This is a genomic window from Inquilinus sp. Marseille-Q2685 (assembly GCF_916619195.1).
Taxonomy (GTDB): domain Bacteria; phylum Pseudomonadota; class Alphaproteobacteria; order DSM-16000; family Inquilinaceae; genus Inquilinus.
On the sequence record NZ_CAKAKL010000007.1, the window covers coordinates 157,870 to 177,750 of the forward strand.

General features: G+C 69.2%; 22 protein-coding genes. 15 read left to right on the plus strand and 7 right to left on the minus strand.

What is annotated here, in order from left to right; translation table 11 throughout:
• Positions 1-10 precede the first annotated feature (10 nt).
• The 4 genes from LG391_RS26525 (at position 11) to LG391_RS26540 (ending at position 3,842) form a co-directional block, all read left to right on the plus strand.
• Positions 11-1,339 (plus strand): ABC transporter substrate-binding protein, encoded by a 1,329-nt coding sequence (locus LG391_RS26525; protein WP_225771060.1) that lies wholly within the window; start codon positions 11-13, stop codon positions 1,337-1,339.
• A 181-nt stretch (positions 1,340-1,520) separates the two neighbouring features.
• Complete coding sequence (locus tag LG391_RS26530; RefSeq protein WP_225771061.1) at positions 1,521-2,087, plus strand: SIS domain-containing protein; 567 nt, start codon at positions 1,521-1,523, stop codon at positions 2,085-2,087.
• 4 nt (positions 2,088-2,091) lie between these two features.
• Complete coding sequence (locus LG391_RS26535) at positions 2,092-2,979, plus strand: carbohydrate ABC transporter permease (RefSeq protein ID WP_225771062.1); 888 nt, start codon at positions 2,092-2,094, stop codon at positions 2,977-2,979.
• Positions 2,979-3,842 carry a carbohydrate ABC transporter permease gene (locus tag LG391_RS26540; RefSeq protein ID WP_225771063.1) on the plus strand — a complete coding sequence of 288 codons (864 nt, stop codon included), beginning with the start codon at positions 2,979-2,981 and terminating at the stop codon, positions 3,840-3,842. The genes LG391_RS26535 and LG391_RS26540 overlap by 1 nt, the downstream gene beginning before the upstream one ends.
• A 6-nt stretch (positions 3,843-3,848) precedes the next feature.
• On the opposite strand, the gene LG391_RS26545 is transcribed toward LG391_RS26540, so the two are convergent.
• The 4 genes from LG391_RS26545 to LG391_RS26560 form a co-directional block, all read right to left on the minus strand.
• A complete protein-coding gene (locus LG391_RS26545; RefSeq protein WP_225771064.1) occupies positions 3,849-4,214 on the minus strand; it encodes a type II toxin-antitoxin system VapC family toxin in 366 nt (121 codons plus the stop codon).
• Positions 4,208-4,441, minus strand: coding sequence for a ribbon-helix-helix protein, CopG family (locus LG391_RS26550; protein WP_225771065.1), 234 nt, complete (start codon positions 4,439-4,441; stop codon positions 4,208-4,210). The genes LG391_RS26545 and LG391_RS26550 overlap by 7 nt, the downstream gene beginning before the upstream one ends.
• A gap of 58 nt (positions 4,442-4,499) precedes the next feature.
• Positions 4,500-5,552 (minus strand): aspartate carbamoyltransferase, encoded by a 1,053-nt coding sequence (pyrB, locus tag LG391_RS26555; RefSeq protein WP_225771066.1) that lies wholly within the window; start codon positions 5,550-5,552, stop codon positions 4,500-4,502.
• A gap of 62 nt (positions 5,553-5,614) precedes the next feature.
• A complete protein-coding gene (locus LG391_RS26560) occupies positions 5,615-6,631 on the minus strand; it encodes a sugar-binding transcriptional regulator (RefSeq protein WP_225771067.1) in 1,017 nt (338 codons plus the stop codon).
• A 262-nt stretch (positions 6,632-6,893) separates the two neighbouring features.
• On the opposite strand from LG391_RS26560, the gene LG391_RS26565 reads away from it, so the two are divergent.
• The 3 genes from LG391_RS26565 (at position 6,894) to LG391_RS26575 (ending at position 9,141) form a co-directional block, all read left to right on the plus strand.
• A complete protein-coding gene (locus LG391_RS26565) occupies positions 6,894-7,235 on the plus strand; it encodes a hypothetical protein (RefSeq protein WP_225771068.1) in 342 nt (113 codons plus the stop codon).
• 135 nt (positions 7,236-7,370) lie between these two features.
• A complete protein-coding gene (locus LG391_RS26570) occupies positions 7,371-8,636 on the plus strand; it encodes a class I SAM-dependent methyltransferase (protein WP_225771069.1) in 1,266 nt (421 codons plus the stop codon).
• A 202-nt stretch (positions 8,637-8,838) separates the two neighbouring features.
• Positions 8,839-9,141: a hypothetical protein gene (locus LG391_RS26575; RefSeq protein ID WP_225771070.1), complete on the plus strand. Its 303-nt coding sequence runs from the start codon at positions 8,839-8,841 to the stop codon at positions 9,139-9,141.
• 13 nt (positions 9,142-9,154) lie between these two features.
• On the opposite strand, the gene LG391_RS26580 is transcribed toward LG391_RS26575, so the two are convergent.
• The gene (locus tag LG391_RS26580; RefSeq protein WP_225771071.1) at positions 9,155-10,165 is read right to left on the minus strand and encodes a zinc-binding alcohol dehydrogenase family protein; all 1,011 of its coding nucleotides are present in this window, start codon (positions 10,163-10,165) and stop codon (positions 9,155-9,157) included.
• Positions 10,166-10,320: 155 nt separating this feature from the next.
• Between LG391_RS26580 and LG391_RS26585 the strand changes: the two genes are divergently transcribed.
• From LG391_RS26585 to LG391_RS26610, 6 genes are all read left to right on the plus strand, one after another.
• Entirely contained in the window at positions 10,321-11,151 is an 831-nt protein-coding gene (locus LG391_RS26585; RefSeq protein WP_225771072.1) for an ABC transporter ATP-binding protein, read from the plus strand.
• Positions 11,135-11,929 (plus strand): ABC transporter permease, encoded by a 795-nt coding sequence (locus LG391_RS26590; RefSeq protein WP_225771073.1) that lies wholly within the window; start codon positions 11,135-11,137, stop codon positions 11,927-11,929. The genes LG391_RS26585 and LG391_RS26590 overlap by 17 nt, the downstream gene beginning before the upstream one ends.
• Before the next feature lie 10 nt (positions 11,930-11,939).
• Positions 11,940-12,953 carry an ABC transporter substrate-binding protein gene (locus LG391_RS26595; RefSeq protein WP_225771074.1) on the plus strand — a complete coding sequence of 338 codons (1,014 nt, stop codon included), beginning with the start codon at positions 11,940-11,942 and terminating at the stop codon, positions 12,951-12,953.
• A 120-nt stretch (positions 12,954-13,073) separates the two neighbouring features.
• Positions 13,074-13,535, plus strand: a complete 462-nt coding sequence (locus tag LG391_RS26600) for a VOC family protein (protein WP_225771075.1) — start codon at positions 13,074-13,076, stop codon at positions 13,533-13,535.
• The gene (locus LG391_RS26605) at positions 13,532-13,879 is read left to right on the plus strand and encodes a helix-turn-helix transcriptional regulator (RefSeq protein ID WP_225771076.1); all 348 of its coding nucleotides are present in this window, start codon (positions 13,532-13,534) and stop codon (positions 13,877-13,879) included. Before LG391_RS26600 ends, LG391_RS26605 begins: the two co-directional genes overlap by 4 nt.
• The gene (locus tag LG391_RS26610; RefSeq protein WP_225771077.1) at positions 13,876-14,352 is read left to right on the plus strand and encodes an SRPBCC family protein; all 477 of its coding nucleotides are present in this window, start codon (positions 13,876-13,878) and stop codon (positions 14,350-14,352) included. Before LG391_RS26605 ends, LG391_RS26610 begins: the two co-directional genes overlap by 4 nt.
• A 31-nt stretch (positions 14,353-14,383) precedes the next feature.
• Here the strand turns inward: LG391_RS26610 and LG391_RS26615 are convergent, their stop codons facing one another.
• Both LG391_RS26615 and LG391_RS26620 read right to left on the minus strand, forming a co-directional pair.
• A complete protein-coding gene (locus LG391_RS26615; protein WP_225771078.1) occupies positions 14,384-14,863 on the minus strand; it encodes a response regulator in 480 nt (159 codons plus the stop codon).
• Positions 14,864-15,019: 156 nt separating this feature from the next.
• On the minus strand, positions 15,020-16,801 hold the full coding sequence (locus LG391_RS26620; RefSeq protein ID WP_225771079.1) for a bifunctional diguanylate cyclase/phosphodiesterase: 1,782 nt from the start codon (positions 16,799-16,801) through the stop codon (positions 15,020-15,022).
• A 359-nt stretch (positions 16,802-17,160) separates the two neighbouring features.
• On the opposite strand from LG391_RS26620, the gene LG391_RS26625 reads away from it, so the two are divergent.
• Positions 17,161-18,204, plus strand: coding sequence for a BMP family ABC transporter substrate-binding protein (locus LG391_RS26625; protein WP_225771080.1), 1,044 nt, complete (start codon positions 17,161-17,163; stop codon positions 18,202-18,204).
• Between the two features lie 14 nt (positions 18,205-18,218).
• Positions 18,219-19,730 (plus strand): ABC transporter ATP-binding protein, encoded by a 1,512-nt coding sequence (locus LG391_RS26630; protein WP_225771081.1) that lies wholly within the window; start codon positions 18,219-18,221, stop codon positions 19,728-19,730.
• Positions 19,731-19,881: the final 151 nt, after the last annotated feature.

Consider the following 19,881-nt stretch of genomic DNA (forward strand, 5'->3'; position numbering starts at 1 on the left):
GGCCAACCTCATGAAGAAGCTGTTGTTTTCGGGCGCCGCGATCGCTGCGCTGCTGACCGCCGGCCAGGCCATGGCCTGGAGCCTGAAGGAGGCGGCGGAGCCCTACAAGGGCACCACGATCAAGGCGATCTTCCTCGACCGGCCGGGCTATCGCGCCGCGATCCAGCTGCTGCCGCAGTTCGAGCAGGAGACCGGGATCAAGGTCGAATACGAGATCCTGCCCTATGAGAACAGCCGCGAGCGCGAAGTCCTTGATTTCACGGCCGGGGGCGAGATCGACGTAGTCCTGACCGACGTCGTCTGGATCGGCGAATACGCCGACAGCGGCTGGCTGGTGCCGCTCAAGACCTTCACCGAGGACCCGGCCCTGGCCGACCCGAATCTCAACCTGAAGGGCTTCTTCCCGATCCTGCTGGAGAGCTTCGGCACCTGGAACAAGGAGCTGTACGGCCTGCCCTTCGACAACTATTCGGGCCTGCTGTTCTACAACAAGTGCATGCTCAAGGACGCCGGCTTCGACAAGCCGCCGGCGACCTGGGACGAGCTGCTGAACACTTACGGGCCGAAGCTGACCCAGAACGGCAAATACGCCTATGCCCTGCAGTCGCGCCGCGGCGAGACCCAGTCGGCGGACAGCTTCATGCGCGTGCTGTGGCCCTTCGGCGGGTCGCTGCTGAACGACGACTTCAAGTCCAACCTCACCTCCGAAGCGTCGCAGAAGGGGCTGAAGTTCCGGCAGGAGCTGATGAAATACATGCCGCCGGGCATCGTCGACTACGACCATGCCGAGGCGGTGAACGCGCTGGCCCAGGGCCAGGTGGCGATGATCACCGAATGGTCGTCCTTCTATTCGACGCTGGTCGACCCGGCGACCTCGAAGCTGGGCGACTGCCTGGGCGTGGCGACCGAGCCGAAGGGCGAGGCCGGGCTGAAGCCGGCGCTGGGCGGCTTCTCGCTCGGCGTCGCGTCGCAGGCCAGCGAGGCGGAGCAGAAGGCCTCCTGGCTGTTCATCCAGTGGGTGACCTCCGAGGCGATGGCCAAGCCTTATGTCGAGGCCGGCGGCGTCTCCGGCCGCACTGCGGTCTATGACGACCCGGCGATCAAGGCGAAATACGCCTTCGTCGAGCCGACGGTGGCGTCCTGGCAGGGCGGCGTGCCGTCCTTCCGGCCGCGTTTCCCGGAATGGCCGGCGATCTCCGAGATCGTCGCCGAGTTCGGCACCAAGATCATGCTGGGCGAGGAGACGACCGAATCCGGCGCCCAGAAGATCGGTGAGCGCATGGAGGCGGTGCTGCAGAAGGCCGGCTACTATGACGGCAAGAAGGAGAAGCTGCAGTAAGCTCCTGACTTGAGAGGCCGGAGCCACCCCCTCACCCGAAATCGCTGTCGCGATTTCGACCTCTCCCCGGGGGAGAGGTAACCAACCCTCTCCTCGGGGAGAGGGAGGGGCCCGCGGCGAAGCCGTGGGAGGGTGAGGGGCGGGCGCCGGCCCATCCGTTCGTGTGATCTTGGAGAATTCCATGCCCGACAGCCTGGGCGCCCTGGCGGAAGGGGCGCTGGACGAGATCCGCGGCGTCTTCGGCCGGCTCGCCCCCGGCGCTCTTGATCCGGTGCTGGACGCCCTGGCCGGCGCACGCCGCGTGGTCTGCTATGGGGTCGGGCGCGAGGGGCTGATGATGCGGGCGCTGGCCATGCGCCTCTATCATCTCGGCCTCGACACTCATGTCGTCGGCGACATGTCGGCGCCGCCGGTCGGGCCCGGCGACCTGCTGGTCGCCAGCGCCGGGCCGGGCGGCTTCGCCACCGTCGACGGGCTGATGCGCGTCGCCCGCGACGCCGGGGCGCGGACCCTCCTGTTCACCGCCCAGCCGCAGGGCAGCGCCGCAATCCTGGCCGACACCGTCTTCGTGCTGCCGGCCCAGACGATGGCGAACGATACAGGCCCCGCCGTCGCCTCGGTGCTGCCGATGGGCAGCCTGTATGAGGGCGCGCAGTTCCTGCTGTTCGAGCTGGTCGTGCTGGCGCTGCGCGACCGCCTCGGCGTTGCGCCCGAGGCGATGCGGGCGCGGCACACCAACCTCGAGTAGACCCATGGCGCACCGTCTCGACAGCCGCTGGACCCCGGTCTGGTTCCTCGCCCCGGCCGTGATCGCCCTGTTCGCGATCGGCATCTTCCCGACGCTCTACGCGCTGTGGAACTCGCTGCACCAGGTGATCCTGCCGAAGATCCCGCGCGAGGGGACGCCCTTCGTCGGCCTCGGCAACTACCTGTCGGTGCTGACCGACCCGACCTTCTGGGACGCGCTCGGCCGCACCCTGCTGTTCCTTGTCATCGTGCTGCCGGCGGAGCTGCTGCTTGGCCTCGGCATCGCCCTCCTGCTGCACAAGCCGGGGCTGCCGCTGCTGAAGACGCTGGCCCGGCTCAGCCTGGTCATCCCGATGGCCACCACCTATGCGGTGGTCGGGCTGATCGGCCGGCTGATCTTCAACCGCGACTTCGGCGTGGTGAACTGGTTCCTCGGCCTGGTCGGGATCGGCCCGGTCGAATGGCTGGGCGATCCGACCTTCGCCTTCGTCTCGATCGCGCTGATGGACATCTGGCAGTGGACGCCGTTCTGCGCCCTGGTGCTGCTGGCCGGGCTGACCATGGTGCCGCCGGAGATCGAGGAGGCGGCGCGGCTGGAGACCAGGCGCTTCCGCCACATCCTGCGCCATGTCCAGCTGCCTTTCCTGCTGCCGGGCATCACCGCCGTCCTGATCCTGCGCACGGCCGACACGCTGAAGCTGTTCGACATGATCTTCACCCTGACCCGCGGCGGGCCGGGTGCTGCGACCGAGCTGATCTCGATCACCATCCAGCGCATCGGCTTCCGGGTCTTCGACCAGGGCGTCGCCTCGGCCCAGGCGATCCTGCTGCTGGTCCTCACCATCGTGCTGTCGCGAATGTATATCCGCCTCGTCTACCAGGAGGTCGAGTGATGGTCGCCTCGACAGCAGCGGCGCGGGCGGAGGCTCGGCCGGCCAAGGCCCGCATCCGGGTCTCGCCCTGGCATGCGATCGCCCTGATCGCGATCGCGCTCGTCTGCGTCTTCCCGTTCTACTGGATGGTGACGACCAGCCTGAAGGACCAGGCGGTGGCACTGGCCTCGCCGCCGGCCTGGCTGTTCGAGCCGACGCTGGACCACTACCGCACGGTGCTGGGCCCCAAGGATGTCGGCCCCAGCCTCTTGAACTCGATCATCGTCGCGGTCTCGACCACGGCGCTGGCGATCCTGCTCGGCACGCCCGCGGCCTATGCCCTGGCGCGGTTCGAGTTCCGCGGCAAGTCCGACCTGTGGTTCTGGTTCATCACCAACCGCATGGTCAGCCCGATCGTGCTGGCCCTGCCGATCTTCCTCCTGGCCCGCAACCTGAACCTGATCGACACCCATCTGGTGCTGATCCTCTTGTACCTGACCTTCAACCTGCCGATTGTGGTCTGGATCTGCGCCGACCAGTTCCGCGGCATCCCGCGCGACCTGGACGACGCGGCCCGGATCGACGGCGCCTCGCGCTTCACCGTGTTCTGGCGCATCGCCCTGCCGCTGGCGGCGCCAGGCGTCGCCGTCTCGGCGATCTTCTCCTTCATCTTCTCCTGGAACGAGCTGCTCTACGCCCTTGTCCTGACGCGCAGCGCCAGCCGCACCGCGCCGGTGGCGGCGACCAGCTTCATGAGCGGCTACGACCTGCCCTGGGGGCAGATCATGGCCACCGGCACGCTGATCGTGCTGCCCGTGATCGTCTTCGCCCTGATCGTGTCGCGCCAGCTGGTACGCGGGCTCACGATGGGTGCGGTGAAGTAAGCGGCGTTAGACCGAATAGGGCATGCGGATGCCGGGATCGCCTGCCGGAAAGTCCTTGCTGTTGCGGGTCACCAGCAGGGCCGGGCGGCGGCGGGCGGATGCCCAGACGATGGCATCTGGCAGCTTGATGCGATGCGCCTTCCGGAGCGCTACCGCCTCTTCGGCGACGCCGTCATCCAACTCAATCAGGCTGAAACCCCGAAGGAAGCTTCTGGTCGTCTGCTCTGTCGCCGGCGAGGTTCCAACCATCACCTCCATCCACGTCACGACGCTGATCGCCTTGTCCGCATACCGGTCCAATTCGTCCCGAGCGTCAGCGATGCCGTTCAGGTAATCGATCAGGATGTTGGTGTCGAAGACGGCGCTCACCATTCGCCGCGCAGGGCCTTCTGGTAGTCGACGCCGTCCACGATGTCCTGGCCCTCACGACGCCAGAGGCCGAAGGCATCCTTGGCGCCGGCCTTGCGTCGCTTCGCGAGATAGCTGGTGATTGCCTCACGGATAATGGCTGCCCGGGACGTGTTCTCCCGGGCGCTGATCTCCGTCAGCTCCTCAAGCTGCTCTACCGGGATGTCGATAAGGGTGCGCATGGCGGCCATGTCACATATATGATATCGACATCATATATCATCGATCCGCGATGCAACAAGGCCTGCGTCAAACCTTCCCCGGCCTGTAGAACTCGGCGTCGTCCGGGCCGATCCGCTCCGGCCGCCACCAGCGGGCCGGCTGGAAGGTCTTCTCGATGCCGTCGGCGACCCCGAGGGTCAGGGCGAACAGCGCCATGCGCACCGGCACGCCGTTGTCGGTCTGGCGGAAGATCGCCAGGCGCGGATCGGTGTTCAGGTCCTGCGCCAGGTCGTTGGCGCCCGGCCGGCTGTCGCGCGGCAGCGGGTGCATCACCACCGTGTGCGGCAGACCATGGGCGTTCAGGATGCCGAGGCTGATCTGGAAGTCCGGCGCGTAGTCGGCCGACAGCTCGCCTTCGGCGAAGCGCTCCTTCTGCACCCGGGTCGCATAGATCAGGTCGGCCTTGGCGACGCCGCGCGGCACCTCGTCGTGCTCCTCGACCGTATGCCCGCGGCTGCGGGCGTGCTCCACCAGCTCGGCCGGCATGCGCAGCGGCTCGGGCGAGACCAGACTCAGCGTCAGGCCCTGGTACAGCGACAGGATGTGGATCAGGGAATGCACGGTGCGGCCGTATTTCAGGTCGCCGACCAGGGCGATGCGGGCGCCGTCGACCGGCCGGCCGATGCGCGCGAACTCCTTCTCGATCGTATAGATGTCCAGCAGCGCCTGGGTCGGATGCTCGCCGGCGCCGTTGCCGCCGTTGATCACCGGGATGTGGGTGGCGGCGGCGAATTCATGGATCGCCCGCTCCTCCGGGTGGCGCATCACCACCGTGTCGACATAGCCCGCGACCACCCGGGCGGTGTCGTAGATCGACTCGCCCTTGGCGATCGAGGAGAAGGTGAAGCCGGTGGTGTTGACGATCGCGCCGCCCAGGCGCTGGAAGGCGGCCTCGAAGCTTAGCCGGGTGCGGGTCGACGCCTCGAAGAACAGGCTGCCCAGCACCGCCCCCTCCAGCACCCGCGTGGTGGCGCGGCCCTGGGCCACCGGGGCCAGCAGGTCGGCGACGCGGAACACCGCGGCGAGCGAGTCGAGCGTCAGCTCGCGCGTCGAGAGGAAGTGCTTGCCCTGGAAATCCATGATCTCAGCCCGCCATCCGGAGAAGGCACCCGAGCCGGGTGCCGGTGCGGAGCCCAGTCATCTCAGCCTTCGCCGTCTTCCGCAAGCCGTTCCGCCAGCGTCTCGTCGGTGATCAGGACGTTGACGCAGCGGCGGCGCAGCGCGGCGCGGATGATCTCGAATTTGTAGCTGCCGCCGGAGGCCAGGACGACGGTCGGGATCCGGGCCAGGTCGTCCAGCGACAGCGCCACCATGCGCCGGTTCAGCGGGTGGTCGACCGGCCGGCCTTCGGCATCCAGCCAGGTGCCCAGCACGTCGCCGACGGCGCCGGCCGCCCGCAGCGCCGCGACCTCGCGGTCGACCACGCCCAGCGCCAGCATCAGGTTCTGGTCGGAGACGTTGCCGACGCTGACCAGCGCCAGGTCGGCCGACTTCGCCTTGTCGTAGATCTCGCGCAGCACGCCGCGGGCCAGAAGGCCGTCGCGCTGGGCCTCGTCGTCGGCATAGACCGGGGCGGCCAGGTAGAAACGCTCGGCGTCGTGCAGGTCGGCGAAGCGCGAGACGATCTCGAAGGTGTTCTCGCCCGAGCCGCGGGTCATGCTGCCGATCAGCGAGACCACGGACAGGTCGGTCATCCGCCGCCGTCGGATCGACTGCAGGCCGAGGCGCAACGTCAGGCCCCAGCCGATGCCGACCAGCATGCCGTCATGCACGGCGTTCTCGACATAGCCGCCGAGGGCGACGCCGATGGCGGCGCGGATCTTGTCCTCGTCGCGCGGGGTCGGCACCACCACGGCGTCGCGCAGCCCGTAGCGGCGGATCAACGCCCGCTCCAGCGCCACGCAGGAGGCGAGGGGGGATTGGATGCGGATCTGGATCACCCCCGCCTCGCGGCAGATCTGCAGGATGCGGTTGACCCTCAGGCGGGTCAGCCCCAGGCGCTCGGCGATCTCGGCCTGGGTCAGGCCCTCGACGAAATAGGCCCAGGCGATGCGGATCTGCTGCTGCTGCTCGGGGTCGACCGGCAGGTCGGCCGAATCCGATTCCGGCGCCCGCGGCCGGGTCTTCGCGGTCTCCAGGCGGCGGCGCGTCTCGCTCATCGGTATCCCGTCCGGCATTTCCCGGCCGCCATGGTGCGGGCAGGACCGACTCGCTGCAAGCGATCCCGCAGCCGCCGCGAAACGAAACGGGCCGCGCCGGTGTCCCGGTGCGGCCCGCTGCCTTTGCTATGATCGGACCATAGCAAATCCGGCCGCGGCCGACCAGCCGAGAAGCCGCAGGCCAGATCCGGCGGGGCGCGGGCTTGCCGCTGCGGACACGGCTGCCATTTCAGGGGCGTGAGGCGACAGGGAGATCGACGGGATGCGCAGGGGCGATCTGACGCGGCTGATCCGGATCCTGGGGATGCTGGGCTCCGACCACGATGGGGAGCGGGCGGCCGCGGCCCTGGCGGCGGACCGGCTGGTGCGCGGCAGCGGCTTGACCTGGTCGGACCTGCTGGCGCCGTCCCGGGTGTCGCGGCCGGTCCGGGCGCAATCGATGGATCCGCTGACCGACCGGCTCGCAGCGGCGGATTCGCGAATGCGGCAGCTGCGCAGCGAGAATGCACGGCTGCAGGAGGAGATCCGGCGGCTGAAGCGGCGGCTCGACCTGCGCACCCGGCCGTTCCGCCCGGCCGAAAAGGAACCGCCGATGACGCCTTGATCGGATAAGTATAAAATCCAGGGAAATCTTTGGAGGTTACAGTCCTGTGGAGTCTTTTTGCTCAAAGGGAACATAAGCCTCTCTCATTCGCTTCAAGGGGGCTGTCATTCCAGAAGCGAGGGAGAGCGCGGACAGATGACTGCCATCGATAGTATTCCCGATACTCGAATCGACAATCTGCAGAAGGTCAGCGATATCTATGACTGGTTCGATCCGGCCGTGGATCATGTGGTACGTCATCACCTGAAGGTGACGCCCGGGGTGTCGCGCCGGACCTGGGAATTCGCGATGATTTTCCTGGCCCTGCACCGGGCCGGAAAGCTGCATGACGGGGCGCGGGGGCTGGCGCTCGGCGCCGGCACCGAGCGCCTGATCTTCGCCATTGCCGACCAGGTGGCCCATGTCGACGTCACCGACCTGTACCAGGCCGACAGCCGCTGGGTCGGGGTGCGAACCGACAATCCGCAGGACCTGGTGATGGCGCATGCGCCTTGGCCGGTGCCGGAGGGCCGGATCCGGGCGACGCGCATGGACATGCGGCAGATCGAATTCCCGGACGACAGCTTCGACTTCGCCTGGTCGACCGGGTCGTTCGAGCATATCGGCGAGGATGCGGATTTCATCCGGCATCTCGACGAGGTGCACCGCGTGCTGAAGCCTGGCGGCGTCTACGCCTTCACCACCGTGGTGTCCTACGGCAACGAAAGCCATCGGATTCCCAATAATTACTACTTCCACCCGGAACACTTCGTCGATCTGCTGCATGCCTCGAAGCTGCGGCCGCAGCCGGTGTTCGACTGCACGGTCCGGGAGCACCACTTCAACAAGCCGAGCCTGGAGTCGCTCGAGGATTTCGGCTGCGCCGCCGCCGACGGACAACTGCACGCGGTGGTCGCCTGGCGACGCGGCACGATCAACGTCGCCAACCTGGCGGTGCTGCGGAAGGACGACGCCGTGCCCAAGGTCCGGCCGGAGGTGCGGGGATTCGCCGAGACCAGAGCCCGGCTGTGGCGCGAGGCCGAGATGCTGACGCGGCGCCTATGGGCCGACTGGCAGGAGCTGAAGCCGCATCGCAGCGGCGCCGATTGCGTCACCGGCCCGCAGTATCTCGGCCGGGGACCGGTGGAGATCGAGGTCGATGCGATCGACCGCAACGGCGCCGCGATCGACGTCTCGGTGCTGGTGCGCCGTCCCGCCCCGCCGCTCGGCCGGCGGGTCCTGGCGACGCTGCAGCACCGGCCCGGGGACGGGCCGCTGACCTTCCAGGCGCAGGCCGGCCTTCTCTATGCGCTTCGCGTCGCGCGGCAGGACGGCGGCGATGCCGGAACCATCCGGCTCCGCCTGCGCCGCACCCGGAAGCGCGGGTCGCAGGCCGGCGTCATGACGGCCACGGCGGCCTGACCGCCACCCTCGGCCTGTGGTGCCGGCAGGTTGGCGAGACACAGCAGCCGTCCTGTCCGCATCAGGGTTCACGAACAATTCACGGTCGCCGCCAATGATGGCGTCTGCCGGGGGGTGAGCCGGTTCAGCCGAGGGCGGTCGCATGTGTCGGGGAACGTCCAGTTATTACGATCTCTTTTCAGCTTCATTGGCGGAACGGTATTTGCAGAAGCTCGATGTCGGGCTCGACCATTGGGAGGTTCATTTTCTGCGCCGTGGGTATGACTTCCTGCGTCGCGGCACGCCGGAAGGCGCCATTTCCGCGCTGAATTATCTCGAGCTGCCGCCCGAGCGCCGGGCGGCGGTTTTCTCCGGGCCCATGCCGGTCACGCCGCTGACCGGCCGCGAGGCGGAGGAGATCCGCCGCGGGCTCGGACATGTCATCGCCATGGAGGAAAAGCGGGTGGTGGTCTCGGCGCCGCCGGCCGCAGCCCACGCAAACGTGGCGATGGTGCGGTTCGGCTAGAGGGACCGCCGGATCAGACCTCGACCAGCGCCTTGATCACCCCGCCCTCCGGGCGGCTCCAGCCCGGCACCAGCGCCGGCACCTCGGCGAGGCCGCCGCGGTGGCTCGCCAGGGCCTCCGTCGGCACGTGCCCGGCGCGCATCGAGGCCAGCACATGCTCGAAATCCTCGCGCGTGGCGTTGCGGCTGGCCAAGAGGGTGGTCTCGCGCTTGTGGAACTCGGGGTCGGAAAAGCCGATCTCGCCGAGGACGATGCTCAGCAGCACATAGGCGCCGGCATGGGCGACATAGGAGAAGCCCTTGCGCATCGCCGCCGAGCTGCCGGTGGCGTCGACCACCAGGTCGAAGAACTCGCCGTCCGTCGCCTGCTTCAGCCGGTCGTCGATATCGCCACCGCCCTCGAACACCGCATCGGCCTTCAGCACGTCGCGGCTGAAGGCGAGGCGGCCCGGATTGAGGTCCAGCACGCTGACATGGGCGCCGCGCAGCTTGGCGAAGATGGTCGCGGCGATGCCGATCGGCCCGGCGCCGACCACCAGCACCCGGTCGCCGGCCGCCGGCGCGCCGCGGCGGATACCGTGCGCGCCGATCGCCAGGAACTCCACCATGGCCGCCTGGTCCAGGCTCAGCCCCTCGGCCGGCACGACGTTCTGCTCCGGCACCGACAGGAATTCGCACAGGCCGCCGTCGCGATGCACGCCCAGCACCGACAGGGTCTTGCAGCAATTGGTGCGGCCGCGCCGGCAGGCGCCGCAGGTGCCGCAATGCAGATAGGGCTGGATGGCGACGACCTGGCCCGGGCGGAATGCGCTGCCGGCATCGGCCTCCACCACCTCGGCGCCGAGCTCGTGGCCGATCACCCGCGGATACTCGAAGTAAGGCTGGTTGCCCTTGTAGATGTGATAGTCGGTGCCGCAGATGCCGACCCGGCGGATCCGCACCAGCACCTCGCCCGGGCGGCGCTGCGGCTCCGGCCGGTCGATCAGGCGCAGGGTCTCGGGCTTCTCGCAGAGGATCGCTTTCATCGTCGGTCCGTGTCGGGTCGGGTGGGACGCCCCAAATTGATCGGACAAATCGCGATTGTCGAGCGCGTTTGACTGGAAAGCCGGGCCGGATCTGGGACAGACTTGCCGCCCGAGTCCCAAGAGGCCCAGGGCCGATCATCCGGGGGAAGCCAGGAGTGCAGAGAGTCGCCGAGGCTGCGCGCGGCGGAGACGTCCCGCCGGCCATCGCGTTTTCCGGAATCTCCGTCGCCTATCCGCTGAAGGGCGGCGGGCGCTATGTCGCGCTGGGTGAGACCGACCTGGTGGTGGCGGACGGCGAGTTCACCGCCATCGTCGGCCCGACCGGCTGCGGCAAGTCGACCCTGCTGAACGTCGCCGCCGGGCTGGTGCCGGCGGCCTCCGGCGGCTGCACCGTGTTCGGCCGGGCGCTGCAGGGGCTGAACCGTGATGCCGGCTACCTGTTCCAGGCCGACTCCCTGATGCCGTGGAAGACCGCGCGCGACAACGTCGCCGTGGGCCTCCTGGTGCGCGGCGTGGCGGCGGCCGAGGCGCGGGACCGGGCGCAAGCCTGGCTGGCCAGGGTCGGGCTGGCGTCGATGGGCGACCGCTATCCGCACCAGCTGTCCGGCGGCCAGAAGAAGCGCGTCGCCCTGGCCCAGATGCTGATCCTGGAGCCGAAGCTGCTGCTGATGGACGAACCCTTCGGCCCGCTCGACGCCCAGACCCGGATCGTGATGGGCGACCTGCTGCTGTCGCTGTGGTCGGCCGAGCGCAAGGCGGTGCTGTTCGTGACCCACGATTTGGAGGAGGCGATCGCGCTGGCCGACCGGGTGGTGGTGCTGTCGGCCGGGCCGCAGGCGCGGATCATCGCCGACCACCGGGTCGGGCTGGCCCGGCCGCGCGAGCTGGCGGAATCCCGGCACGACCCCGAATTCGTGGCGCTGCACCGTGCGATCTGGGCGGCGCTCAAGGACGAGGTGATGAAGGCCTATGGCGATGTCGTCTGAGCGCGGCCGCATCCTGTTCTGGCAGATCGCGGTCGCCGTGTTCTGCCTTCTGGCTTGGCACGTGCTGACGGCGACCAGGATCCTCGACCCGTTCTTCTTCGCCACGCCGCTCGGCGTGATCGAGCGGACCTGGAAGGACTTCGCCTCGGGCGTGATCTGGCGCCATCTCGGCGTCACCCTGCTGGAGACGGTGCTGGCTTTCGCCATCGGCGCGCTCGGCGGCGTGGCGCTCGGCTTCTGGTTCGCCCGGCGGGCCATGGCCGCGGCGGTGTTCGACCCCTACATCAAGGCCGCCAACGCGCTGCCCCGGGTGGTGCTGGCGCCGATCTTCGCGCTGTGGTTCGGCCTCGGCATCTGGTCGAAGGTGGCGCTCGGCGTCACGCTGGTGTTCTTCATCGTGTTCTTCAACGTCTACCAGGGCGTGCGCGAGGTCAGCCCGACCGTGCTGGCCAATGCCCGCATGCTGGGGATGAACGACCGGCAGCTGCTGCGCCATGTCTATTTGCCCTCGGCGCTGTCCTGGGTGTTCTCAAGCCTGCACACCTCGGTCGGCTTTGCCCTGGTCGGCGCCGTGGTCGGCGAATATCTCGGCGCCACCGCCGGGCTCGGCTACCGCATCGCCCAGGCCGAAGGCGTGTTCGACGTGGTCGGTGTGTTCTCGGGCATGCTGGTGCTGGCGGCCTTCGTGGTGGCGATCGATGCTTTCGTCTCGGTGATCGAACGACGGCTCCTGGTGTGGCGGCCCGACAGCGCGGCCGCAGCCTCGGCCCAGGGATAGGAGGAAACGGATGAAGACCCTGCTGCGCGGAATGGCGCTGGTCCTCGGGTTGGCACTGGCCGTGCCGGCCGTGGCGGCGCCGGAGAAGACGCATGTCACCATCGGCGTCGGCGGCAAGCCGCTGCTGTACTACCTGCCGCTGACCATCGCCGAGAAGAAGGGCTTCTTCCAGGAGGAGGGGCTGGAGGTCGAGATCAGCGACTTCGCCGGCGGCGCCAAGAGCCTGCAGGCGATGATGGGCGGGTCGACCGACGTCACCACCGGCGCTTATGAGCACACCATCCTGATGCAGGCCAAGGGCCAGGACATCCGGGCGCTGGTCGAGCTCGGCCGCTTCCCCGGCATCGTGCTGGTGGTGCGCCAGTCCCTGGCCGGCGAGATCAAGTCGGTGGCCGATCTCAAGGGCCGCAAGATCGGCGTCACCGCGCCCGGCTCCTCGACCAACTTCTTCGTCAACTCGCTCCTGGCCAAGGAAGGGCTGACGCCGGAGGACGTGTCCTTCGTTTCGGTCGGCGGCGGCCCCAGCGCCGTGGCGGCGATGCAGCATGGCGAGATCGACGCGATGGCCAATCTCGACCCGGTGATCTCGAAGCTGCAGTCCAGCGGCGCCGCCACCGTCCTGGTCGACACGCGGACGGAGGAGGGGGTGAAGGCGGTGTTCGGCGGCCCGGTGCCGGCCGCCGTGCTCTACGCAAAGGAAGACTTCATCGAGGAGAATCCGGAGACGGCGCAGGCGCTGGTCAACGCCTTCATGAAGTCGCTGCGCTGGCTGGCCACCGCCAAGCCGGAGGATGTGGCCGCGGTGGTGCCGGAGGAATACCTGCTGGGCGACCGCGACCTCTATGTCGCGGCGGTGAAGGCCTCGCTGCCGATGTATTCCCGCGACGGGCTGATCGGGGCGGAGGGGATGCAGACCGCGCTCGACATCCTGCACCGCTTCAGCCCGGAGCTGAAGGACGCCGAGGTCGACCTGTCGAAGACCTGGGATCCGCGCTTCGCCGAGAAGGCGCAGGCGATCAAGTAGCCGACGGACGTTGCAGGCCGGGTCCGCCCAGGCGCCCGGCCTGCCCATCCTCTCGGATCAGGCTTGACTCGATATTTCTCTCTATCGTTAAATATTTCATATCGAGTGAAGGAGGTGAGCATGGCTGATCCTGCTTCCCGCCCGGCGCTGACATCGGGCGTGTTCTACAAGGACCCCAAGGCCGCCCTCGACTGGCTGGAGAAGGCCTTCGGCTTCGAGCGCGCCATGGTGATCACCGACCAGGACGGGAATCTCGCCCATTCCGAGATGCGGTTCGGCGACGGGCTGATCTATGTCGGCTCCGAATGGACGGAGTCCGTCGCCAGCCCGGCCTCGATCGGCGGCAAGAACACGCAGGCGATCCACGTCCACCTGGATCATGGGATCGACGAGCATTGCGCCCGGGCCAGGGCGGCCGGCGCGGTGATCCTGCAGGAGCCGTCCGACCAGTTCTATGGCGACCGCACCTATCGCGCGCGCGACCCGGAGGGCCATCTCTGGACCTTCGGCCAGACCGTCCGCCAGGTCTCGCGGGAGGAGGCGGAGCAGGCCTCTGGGCTGAAGATCGAAGGCTGGATGTGAGGGCCGCTGCCGCCCTCGACCGGACGGTCCTCGACCAGACGCTGGCGGCCCTCGCCGACCCTCATCGCCGGCGGCTGGTCGAGCTGCTGCGCGAGCGGCCGCGGCGGGCGGGGGAACTGGCGGAGGCGCTGGGGCTCAACCCGCCGGCGCTGAGCCGGCATCTGCGCACGCTGAAGGCGGGCGGGCTGGTCGAGGAGGCGCATCCGGACTTCGATGCCCGTGTCCGCATCTACAGCCTGAGGCCGGAACCGATGGCCGATCTGAAAGCATGGCTGGCCGAGACCGAGCGGTTGTGGGTCGACCAGCTCGCCGCGTTCAAGGCACATCTGGAGCGACCGGAATGAGTTCGCGCATCCTCGTCTCGCTGCGCGTCGCGGCGCCGCCGGAGCGGGCCTTCACCGCCTTCGTCCGGGACATCGGCCTGTGGTGGAAGCCGAATGCGTTGTTCCAGTTCAGCCCTGGCCCAGCCGGGACGTTGCAGTTCGAGGCCGGGCTCGACGGCCGGTTCACCGAGACCTATCCGGACGGGCGGATCTTCGAGATCGGCCGGATCCGGGTGTGGGAGCCGGGCAGCCGCCTGGTCTTCTCCTGGCGGCAGGCCAGCTTCGCGCCCGGCCAAGCCACCGAGGTCGAGGTCCGGTTCGAGCCGGTGGACGACCAGACCCGCGTGACCGTCGAGCATCGCGGCTGGGACAGCGTGCCCCAGGACCATGTCGCCCGGCACCGCTTCCCGGACGCGGTGTTCCTGCAGCGGCACGGCGAATGGTGGCAGGCCCTCCTCGGGACCTATAGGGCATCGGCCCGGTTCGACGGATAGAGGCGATGCCGTTTCCCGGCTGTCTCCCTGGTCAGCTCCGCGCCTCCGCGATCTTCTGCCGGATCTCCGCGGCGAAGGTCGCGGCCTGGATCGGCTTCTGGATATAGGAGGAGCCGCCGGCGGTCAGCGCCTGGTCGATCAGGCTCATGTCGCGGGTGGCGCTGATCATGATCACCGGCAGGTCGCTGTAGCCGCCATGCCCGCGGATCAGCGAGCACAGTTCGGTGCCCGAGACCTCGGGCATGACGATGTCGATCAGCACGGCGTCGAAATCCCGCGCCGGCTTGGCCTCGTCGTCGAGATGGAGCGCGGCCATGGCCTCGGCGGCGCTGGCGCAGGTCTCGACGGCGGCGCCGTCGGCGCTCAGCATGGCCGAGGCGAATTCCAGGAACAGCTCGTCGTCGTCGACAAGAAGGATCTTCATCGGGGCGGCGCGCCTGCTCAAAGCCATGGTGCCGGCCGGGTCACGATGGATGCCTTCCCCGAGGGTGAGGTCGGCGGCTTCCGACATGTCGCATTTCCCGCTGCTGCTCCGCTATCCGAGGTTGGCATCCCTGCCCAGGCTGAGGCCGGCCGTCCCGGCCGGCGACGAATTCCAGATAATCAATGCGACGACAAATCGTTCCCGGTGGGCGATGTGAACGTTACCATCGATCGGGTTCCCGCGCTATGTGCCGCGGTGAACCGCGCGCACCGCGGCCGCCAGATCGCCGGCGGGCACGGGCTGACCGAACAGATAGCCCTGGCCCTGCTCGACGCCCAGCCGCCGCAGGATGTCGTATTGCGCCTGACTCTCGACATGCTCGGCGCAGAGCGAGACGCCGAAGGTCTCGGCGAAGCGGGCGATGCCGTCGATCAGCCTTTCGCAGCGGGGTTCGGTCGCCAGGGTCTGCACGATCTCGCCGGCGATCTTGATGGCGGAGAAGGGCAGCCGCGACAGCGCCGCCAAATTGGCCTCGCCGCTGCCGAAATCGTCGAGCTCGAAGGTGATACCGAGCCCGACCATGCGCTCCACCACCGCCTCGACCTCGGCCGGCATCCGGGTCAGGGCGCGTTCGACGATCTCGATCCGCAGCAGGCTCAGCGGCAGCCCCGCCTCGGTCATGCGGTCGAGCATGCCGGTGAACACGGCGTCGGACTGCATCACCGCGACCGGGATGTTGATCGAGATCGGCACCAGCGCATCCCGCGGCAGCCGGATCAGCGTGTCGGCCAGCGAACGCAGCAGCCACTCGGTGTATCTCAGGGCCAGATCGGGGCGGCGTTCGACCCAGGGGATGAAGTGGCTCGGCGACAGCACGCCGAGGGTCGGATGGTTCCAGCGGGCCAGCGCCTCGAACCCGGTCACCTGCCCGCTGACGAGCTTGACCCGCGGCTGGAACACCAGCCCGATCTGGTCCGACTGCAGCGCCGCCGGGATGTCGAACTCCACCGCCGAGATCGACATGGCCCGTCGCACCTCCGGCGTGGCGGCCGAGGCGATGCCGGTGGCGGATTGCTTGGCGTAGTACATCGCCATGTCGGCCAGGCGCTTCAGCAGGGCGGGGTCGGATTCATGGTCGGGGCAGGTGGCGATGCCGATGCTGCAATAGATCGGCAGCCGGTAGCCGCGCAGCATCGCCGGCTCCCTCAGCGCCTTGGCGATCCGCCCTGCGGCGGCCGCGGCCGCGCCGGCATCCGCGGTGACGATGGCGGCGAACTCGTCGCCGCCCAGCCGGGCGACGAAAGCCTCGGCCGACAGGGCCCGGCGCAGCCGGCTGCCGACGATGGCCAGCAGCAGGTCGCCCACCTCGTGGCCCAGGGTATCGTTGACCTTCTTGAACTCGTCCAGGTCCATGAACAGGACCGAGACCGGAGAGGCGGCATCGACCCCGCGGGCGAAGGTTTCGGCCAGCCGCTCCTCGAAGCAGCGGCGGTTGGGCAGGCCGGTCAGCGGGTCGCGGTAGATCAGGTCCTGCACGTCGCGGTCGCGCCGGTCGCGCCGCAGCGCCATGGCGAACAGCCGGCCGACGGTCTGCCGCAGCGCGCCCGGCATCCCGTCCGGAGACAGGCCGGCGAGCACCAGGGCGCCGGCGATCCGACCGTCGTCGTCGGTCAGCGGCTCGGCCAGCACCTCCCCGGCGTCCTCCGTCCGGCAGAGGGGGCCGGCGGCCGGCGCGTTGGTGAAGACGGCGACGCCCGGCGGCGGACCGGCGGGGCCGACGCGGATTGTTCCCAGCGCATCCAGAACGGGTTCCTGCAGGCCGCTCTGCGCCAGTAGGGACAGGCTGGCGCCGCTTTCGTCGAGCCGCAGGAAGGCGACACCGGCCTCGGGGCAGGAGGGGCCGTGCAGCCGGCCCACCGCTCGGGCCACGTCGCGCAGGATGGCCTCGATCGGATCGCCGTCGACCAGGGCCTGCAGGGCGTCGCGTTCCAGCGCGATCAAAGGGGAGGCGGGGAAACCGGTCATCGGGGCGAAGCGGCGGCTCCAGCAAGCGACGGGGCCCGCTCCGTATCGGGAGGCGGCCGGGTGGTCGAAGATCTGCCGCTCATGGATCCCGTATCTCCCGGTCGGACGAATGGCCCGGCTTGGCGCCGGTCCTCCGCCGATTAGAGCCGGATTTGCGTCGGAGGCGGAAGGCAATTCGAATAAATACAATTTTAGTAAATTGCAATTTCATCACGCTGTCCAGCGGAATGGTCCCGAGTCGCAGGCCGTCCGCTGCGCATTGACGAATCGAACGGCAGCCGCCAAAGGTGGACCTTCGGCATCGGCGGTCCGCAGACCGCCGCCGGCGGGTCGGGGCGTGCCGGCGATCGCGAGGGGACATGGGGAAGATCATGCGCAACCAGGCACGGCCGCGGCATCTCATCGGTTCGATCACGGCGGCGGCCCCCGTCCTCGGCGCCGCGCTGCCGGCCCAGGCGGCGGGCAGCAAGCTGGTCTTCATCTCGCCCGACCCGCTCGGGGTGAACGACTTCCTGAAGCTCGGCAAGAAGGGGGCGGAGGCGGCGGCGGCCGCGATCGGCGGCGAGGCCAGGATCTATGAGAGCACCGACCCCGCCACCCGCCGCCAGAACGTCGAGGCGGCGGCGCGCGAGGGCGCGGCGGTGGTGATCGTGATCGGCTTCGAGTTCGGCGACATCGTGCCGGATGCGGCGGCCAAGTTCCCGGATATCAAGTTCCTGATCGTCGACCAGTGCATCCAGAAGCCGATGCCGAACGTCTACTGCGCCGTGTTCCGCGAGCATGAGGGCGCGTATCTGGCCGGCGCCGAGGCCGCGCTGACGACCGAAAGCGGCACCATCGGCGCGGTCGGCGCGCTCGACATCCCGTTCCTGCACCGCTTCACCGACGGCTTCGCCGCCGGCGCCAAGGCGGTGAACGACGAGATCGTGGTCAGCCCGACGGTCTGGGTCGGCGGCGACAACCCGTTCTCCGACCCGGTGCGGGCGCAGCAGCAGGCGGTGTCGCTGATCAGCGAGGGCGCCGACCGGGTGCTGGCCGCCACCTCCGGCGGCAATGGCGGCATCTTCAAGGCGGCGGAGGCGACGCCGGGCACCCTGACCTTCGGCGTCGACGTCAACCAGTGCCCGCTGGCGCCGGGCGTGGTGCTGGACAACATCGAGAAGAAGGTCGACGTCGCCCTGGTCGAGGCGGTGAAGGGCATCCTGGCCGGCACCCAGGCGCCGCTGACCTCCTATGGCGTGAAGGAGGGCGGCATCACCCTGACCGGCCTCGGCGACGACGTCGCCAACTCGAAGTGCCTGATCGCCGAGCATCCCGACGTCATCGCCAAGGTGCGGGAGCTGCGCGACGCCATCGCCGCCGGCACGGTGACGGTGACCGATCCGCTGACGGCCGGCCAGTAACCGGAGGCGGTGCCGTGCCGTTTCTGGAGATGCGCGGCATCGTCAAGCGCTACCCCGGCGTGCTGGCCAACGACCGGATCGACCTGTCGGTCGAGGCCGGCGAGATCCATGCGGTGATGGGCGAGAACGGGGCCGGCAAGTCGACCCTGATGGGCATCCTCTACGGGCTGGTGCAGCCGGACGAGGGCGAGATCGTGATCGCCGGCCGGAAGCGTCCGTTCCGCTCGCCGATCGACGCCATCGCCGCCGGGCTCGGCATGGTGCATCAGGCCTTCAAGCTGTTCGACAGCCTGACGGTCTGGGAGAACGTGGCCTACCGGGCCGAGCCGCGGCGGGGGCCGTTCATCGCCCGCGCCGCCGCCCGCCGCAAGGTGGCGGAGCTGGCGCGGCGCCACGGCCTGCCGATCGACCCCGACGCCCGGGTCGGCGCCCTGCCGGTCGGCGTCAAGCAGCGGATCGAGATCCTGAAGGCGCTGTACCGCGACGCCCGCATCCTGATCCTGGACGAGCCGACGGCGGTGCTGACCCCGGGCGAGCGCGACGGGCTGTTCCAGGTGATGCGCGGCCTGGCGGCGGACGGGCGCACCATCCTGTTCGTCACCCACAAGATCCACGAGGTGATGGCGGTGACCGACCGCATCACCGTGCTGCGCGACGGCCGCGTGGCCGACCGCATGGCGACGGCCGGGACCGACCCGCAGGCGATCATCCGGGCGATGACCGGCCGCAAGGTCTCGCTGAAGGTCGACAAGGCGCCGGCGCAGCCGGGCCGGCCGCTGCTCGAGGTCGAGGGCCTCACCCTGGCGGCGCCCGGCCGGCCTGCGGTCGACGGCGTGTCCTTCACCGTGCGGGCGGGCGAGATCGTCGGCATCGCCGGCGTCGCCGGCAACGGCCAGACCGAGCTGATCGAGATCCTGGCCGGGCTCCGGGCCGCCGATGCCGAGGCGATCCGGGTCGACGGCCGCGACGTCACCGCCGCCGGGGTCGCCGGCCGACGCGCCGCCGGTATCGCCTATGTGCCGGAGGATCGCGCCCATACCGGCACGGCGCTGCGCGCCAGCGCCGCCGACAATCTGTCCATCGGCTTCCACCGCCGGCCGCCGCTGTCGCGCCGCGGCGTGCTGGATCCCGCGGCGATGCGGGACCGGGCGCGCGGCCTGATCGCCCGCTTCGGCATCAAGATTCCGGGCGAGGGGACGGCCGTCGGCACCCTGTCCGGCGGCAACCTGCAGAAGGTGGTGGTGGCGCGCGAGCTGGCCCACGAGGCGCCGGTGCTGATCGCCGAGCAGCCGACCCGCGGCGTCGATGTCGGCGCCATCGAGTTCATCCACGCCCGGCTGGTGGCGGAACGCGACCGCGGCTGCGCCGTGCTTCTGGTCTCGGCCGAGCTGAGCGAGATCCTCGCCCTCTCCGACCGGGTGCTGGTGATGTATGAAGGCCGGGTGATCGCCGAGGTGCCCGGCATCGAGGCCACCGAGACCAGCCTCGGCCTGCTGATGGCCGGGGTGACGGGGCAGGCGGCATGAGAGCCGGCTTCATCATATTGCCTCTCCCGCTTGCGGGAGAGGTCGGAGGCGCGAAGCGGCTCCGGGTGAGGGGAGTTTGTCGAGGCCTGGGCCAGCCCTCACCCGGTCTCGCTGACGCGAGCCCGACCTCTCCCGCCAAGCGGGAGAGGCA

Bases quoted from the DNA above. Each gene is read 5' to 3' on its own strand.
- LG391_RS26625 (WP_225771080.1), top strand. From the start codon at position 17,161: ATGGGGAAGATCATGCGCAACCAGGCACGGCCGCGGCATCTCATCGGT.
- LG391_RS26595 (WP_225771074.1), top strand. From the start codon at position 11,940: ATGAAGACCCTGCTGCGCGGAATGGCGCTGGTCCTCGGGTTGGCACTG.
- LG391_RS26615 (WP_225771078.1), bottom strand. From the start codon at position 14,863: ATGTCGGAAGCCGCCGACCTCACCCTCGGGGAAGGCATCCATCGTGAC.
- LG391_RS26580 (WP_225771071.1), bottom strand. From the start codon at position 10,165: ATGAAAGCGATCCTCTGCGAGAAGCCCGAGACCCTGCGCCTGATCGAC.
- LG391_RS26610 (WP_225771077.1), top strand. From the start codon at position 13,876: ATGAGTTCGCGCATCCTCGTCTCGCTGCGCGTCGCGGCGCCGCCGGAG.
- LG391_RS26590 (WP_225771073.1), top strand. From the start codon at position 11,135: ATGGCGATGTCGTCTGAGCGCGGCCGCATCCTGTTCTGGCAGATCGCG.
- LG391_RS26540 (WP_225771063.1), top strand. From the start codon at position 2,979: ATGGTCGCCTCGACAGCAGCGGCGCGGGCGGAGGCTCGGCCGGCCAAG.
- LG391_RS26535 (WP_225771062.1), top strand. From the start codon at position 2,092: ATGGCGCACCGTCTCGACAGCCGCTGGACCCCGGTCTGGTTCCTCGCC.
- LG391_RS26620 (WP_225771079.1), bottom strand. From the start codon at position 16,801: ATGACCGGTTTCCCCGCCTCCCCTTTGATCGCGCTGGAACGCGACGCC.
- LG391_RS26525 (WP_225771060.1), top strand. From the start codon at position 11: ATGAAGAAGCTGTTGTTTTCGGGCGCCGCGATCGCTGCGCTGCTGACC.
- LG391_RS26550 (WP_225771065.1), bottom strand. From the start codon at position 4,441: ATGGCCGCCATGCGCACCCTTATCGACATCCCGGTAGAGCAGCTTGAG.
- LG391_RS26600 (WP_225771075.1), top strand. From the start codon at position 13,074: ATGGCTGATCCTGCTTCCCGCCCGGCGCTGACATCGGGCGTGTTCTAC.
- LG391_RS26570 (WP_225771069.1), top strand. From the start codon at position 7,371: ATGACTGCCATCGATAGTATTCCCGATACTCGAATCGACAATCTGCAG.
- LG391_RS26530 (WP_225771061.1), top strand. From the start codon at position 1,521: ATGCCCGACAGCCTGGGCGCCCTGGCGGAAGGGGCGCTGGACGAGATC.
- LG391_RS26560 (WP_225771067.1), bottom strand. From the start codon at position 6,631: ATGAGCGAGACGCGCCGCCGCCTGGAGACCGCGAAGACCCGGCCGCGG.
- pyrB (WP_225771066.1), bottom strand. From the start codon at position 5,552: ATGGATTTCCAGGGCAAGCACTTCCTCTCGACGCGCGAGCTGACGCTC.
- LG391_RS26565 (WP_225771068.1), top strand. From the start codon at position 6,894: ATGCGCAGGGGCGATCTGACGCGGCTGATCCGGATCCTGGGGATGCTG.
- LG391_RS26545 (WP_225771064.1), bottom strand. From the start codon at position 4,214: ATGGTGAGCGCCGTCTTCGACACCAACATCCTGATCGATTACCTGAAC.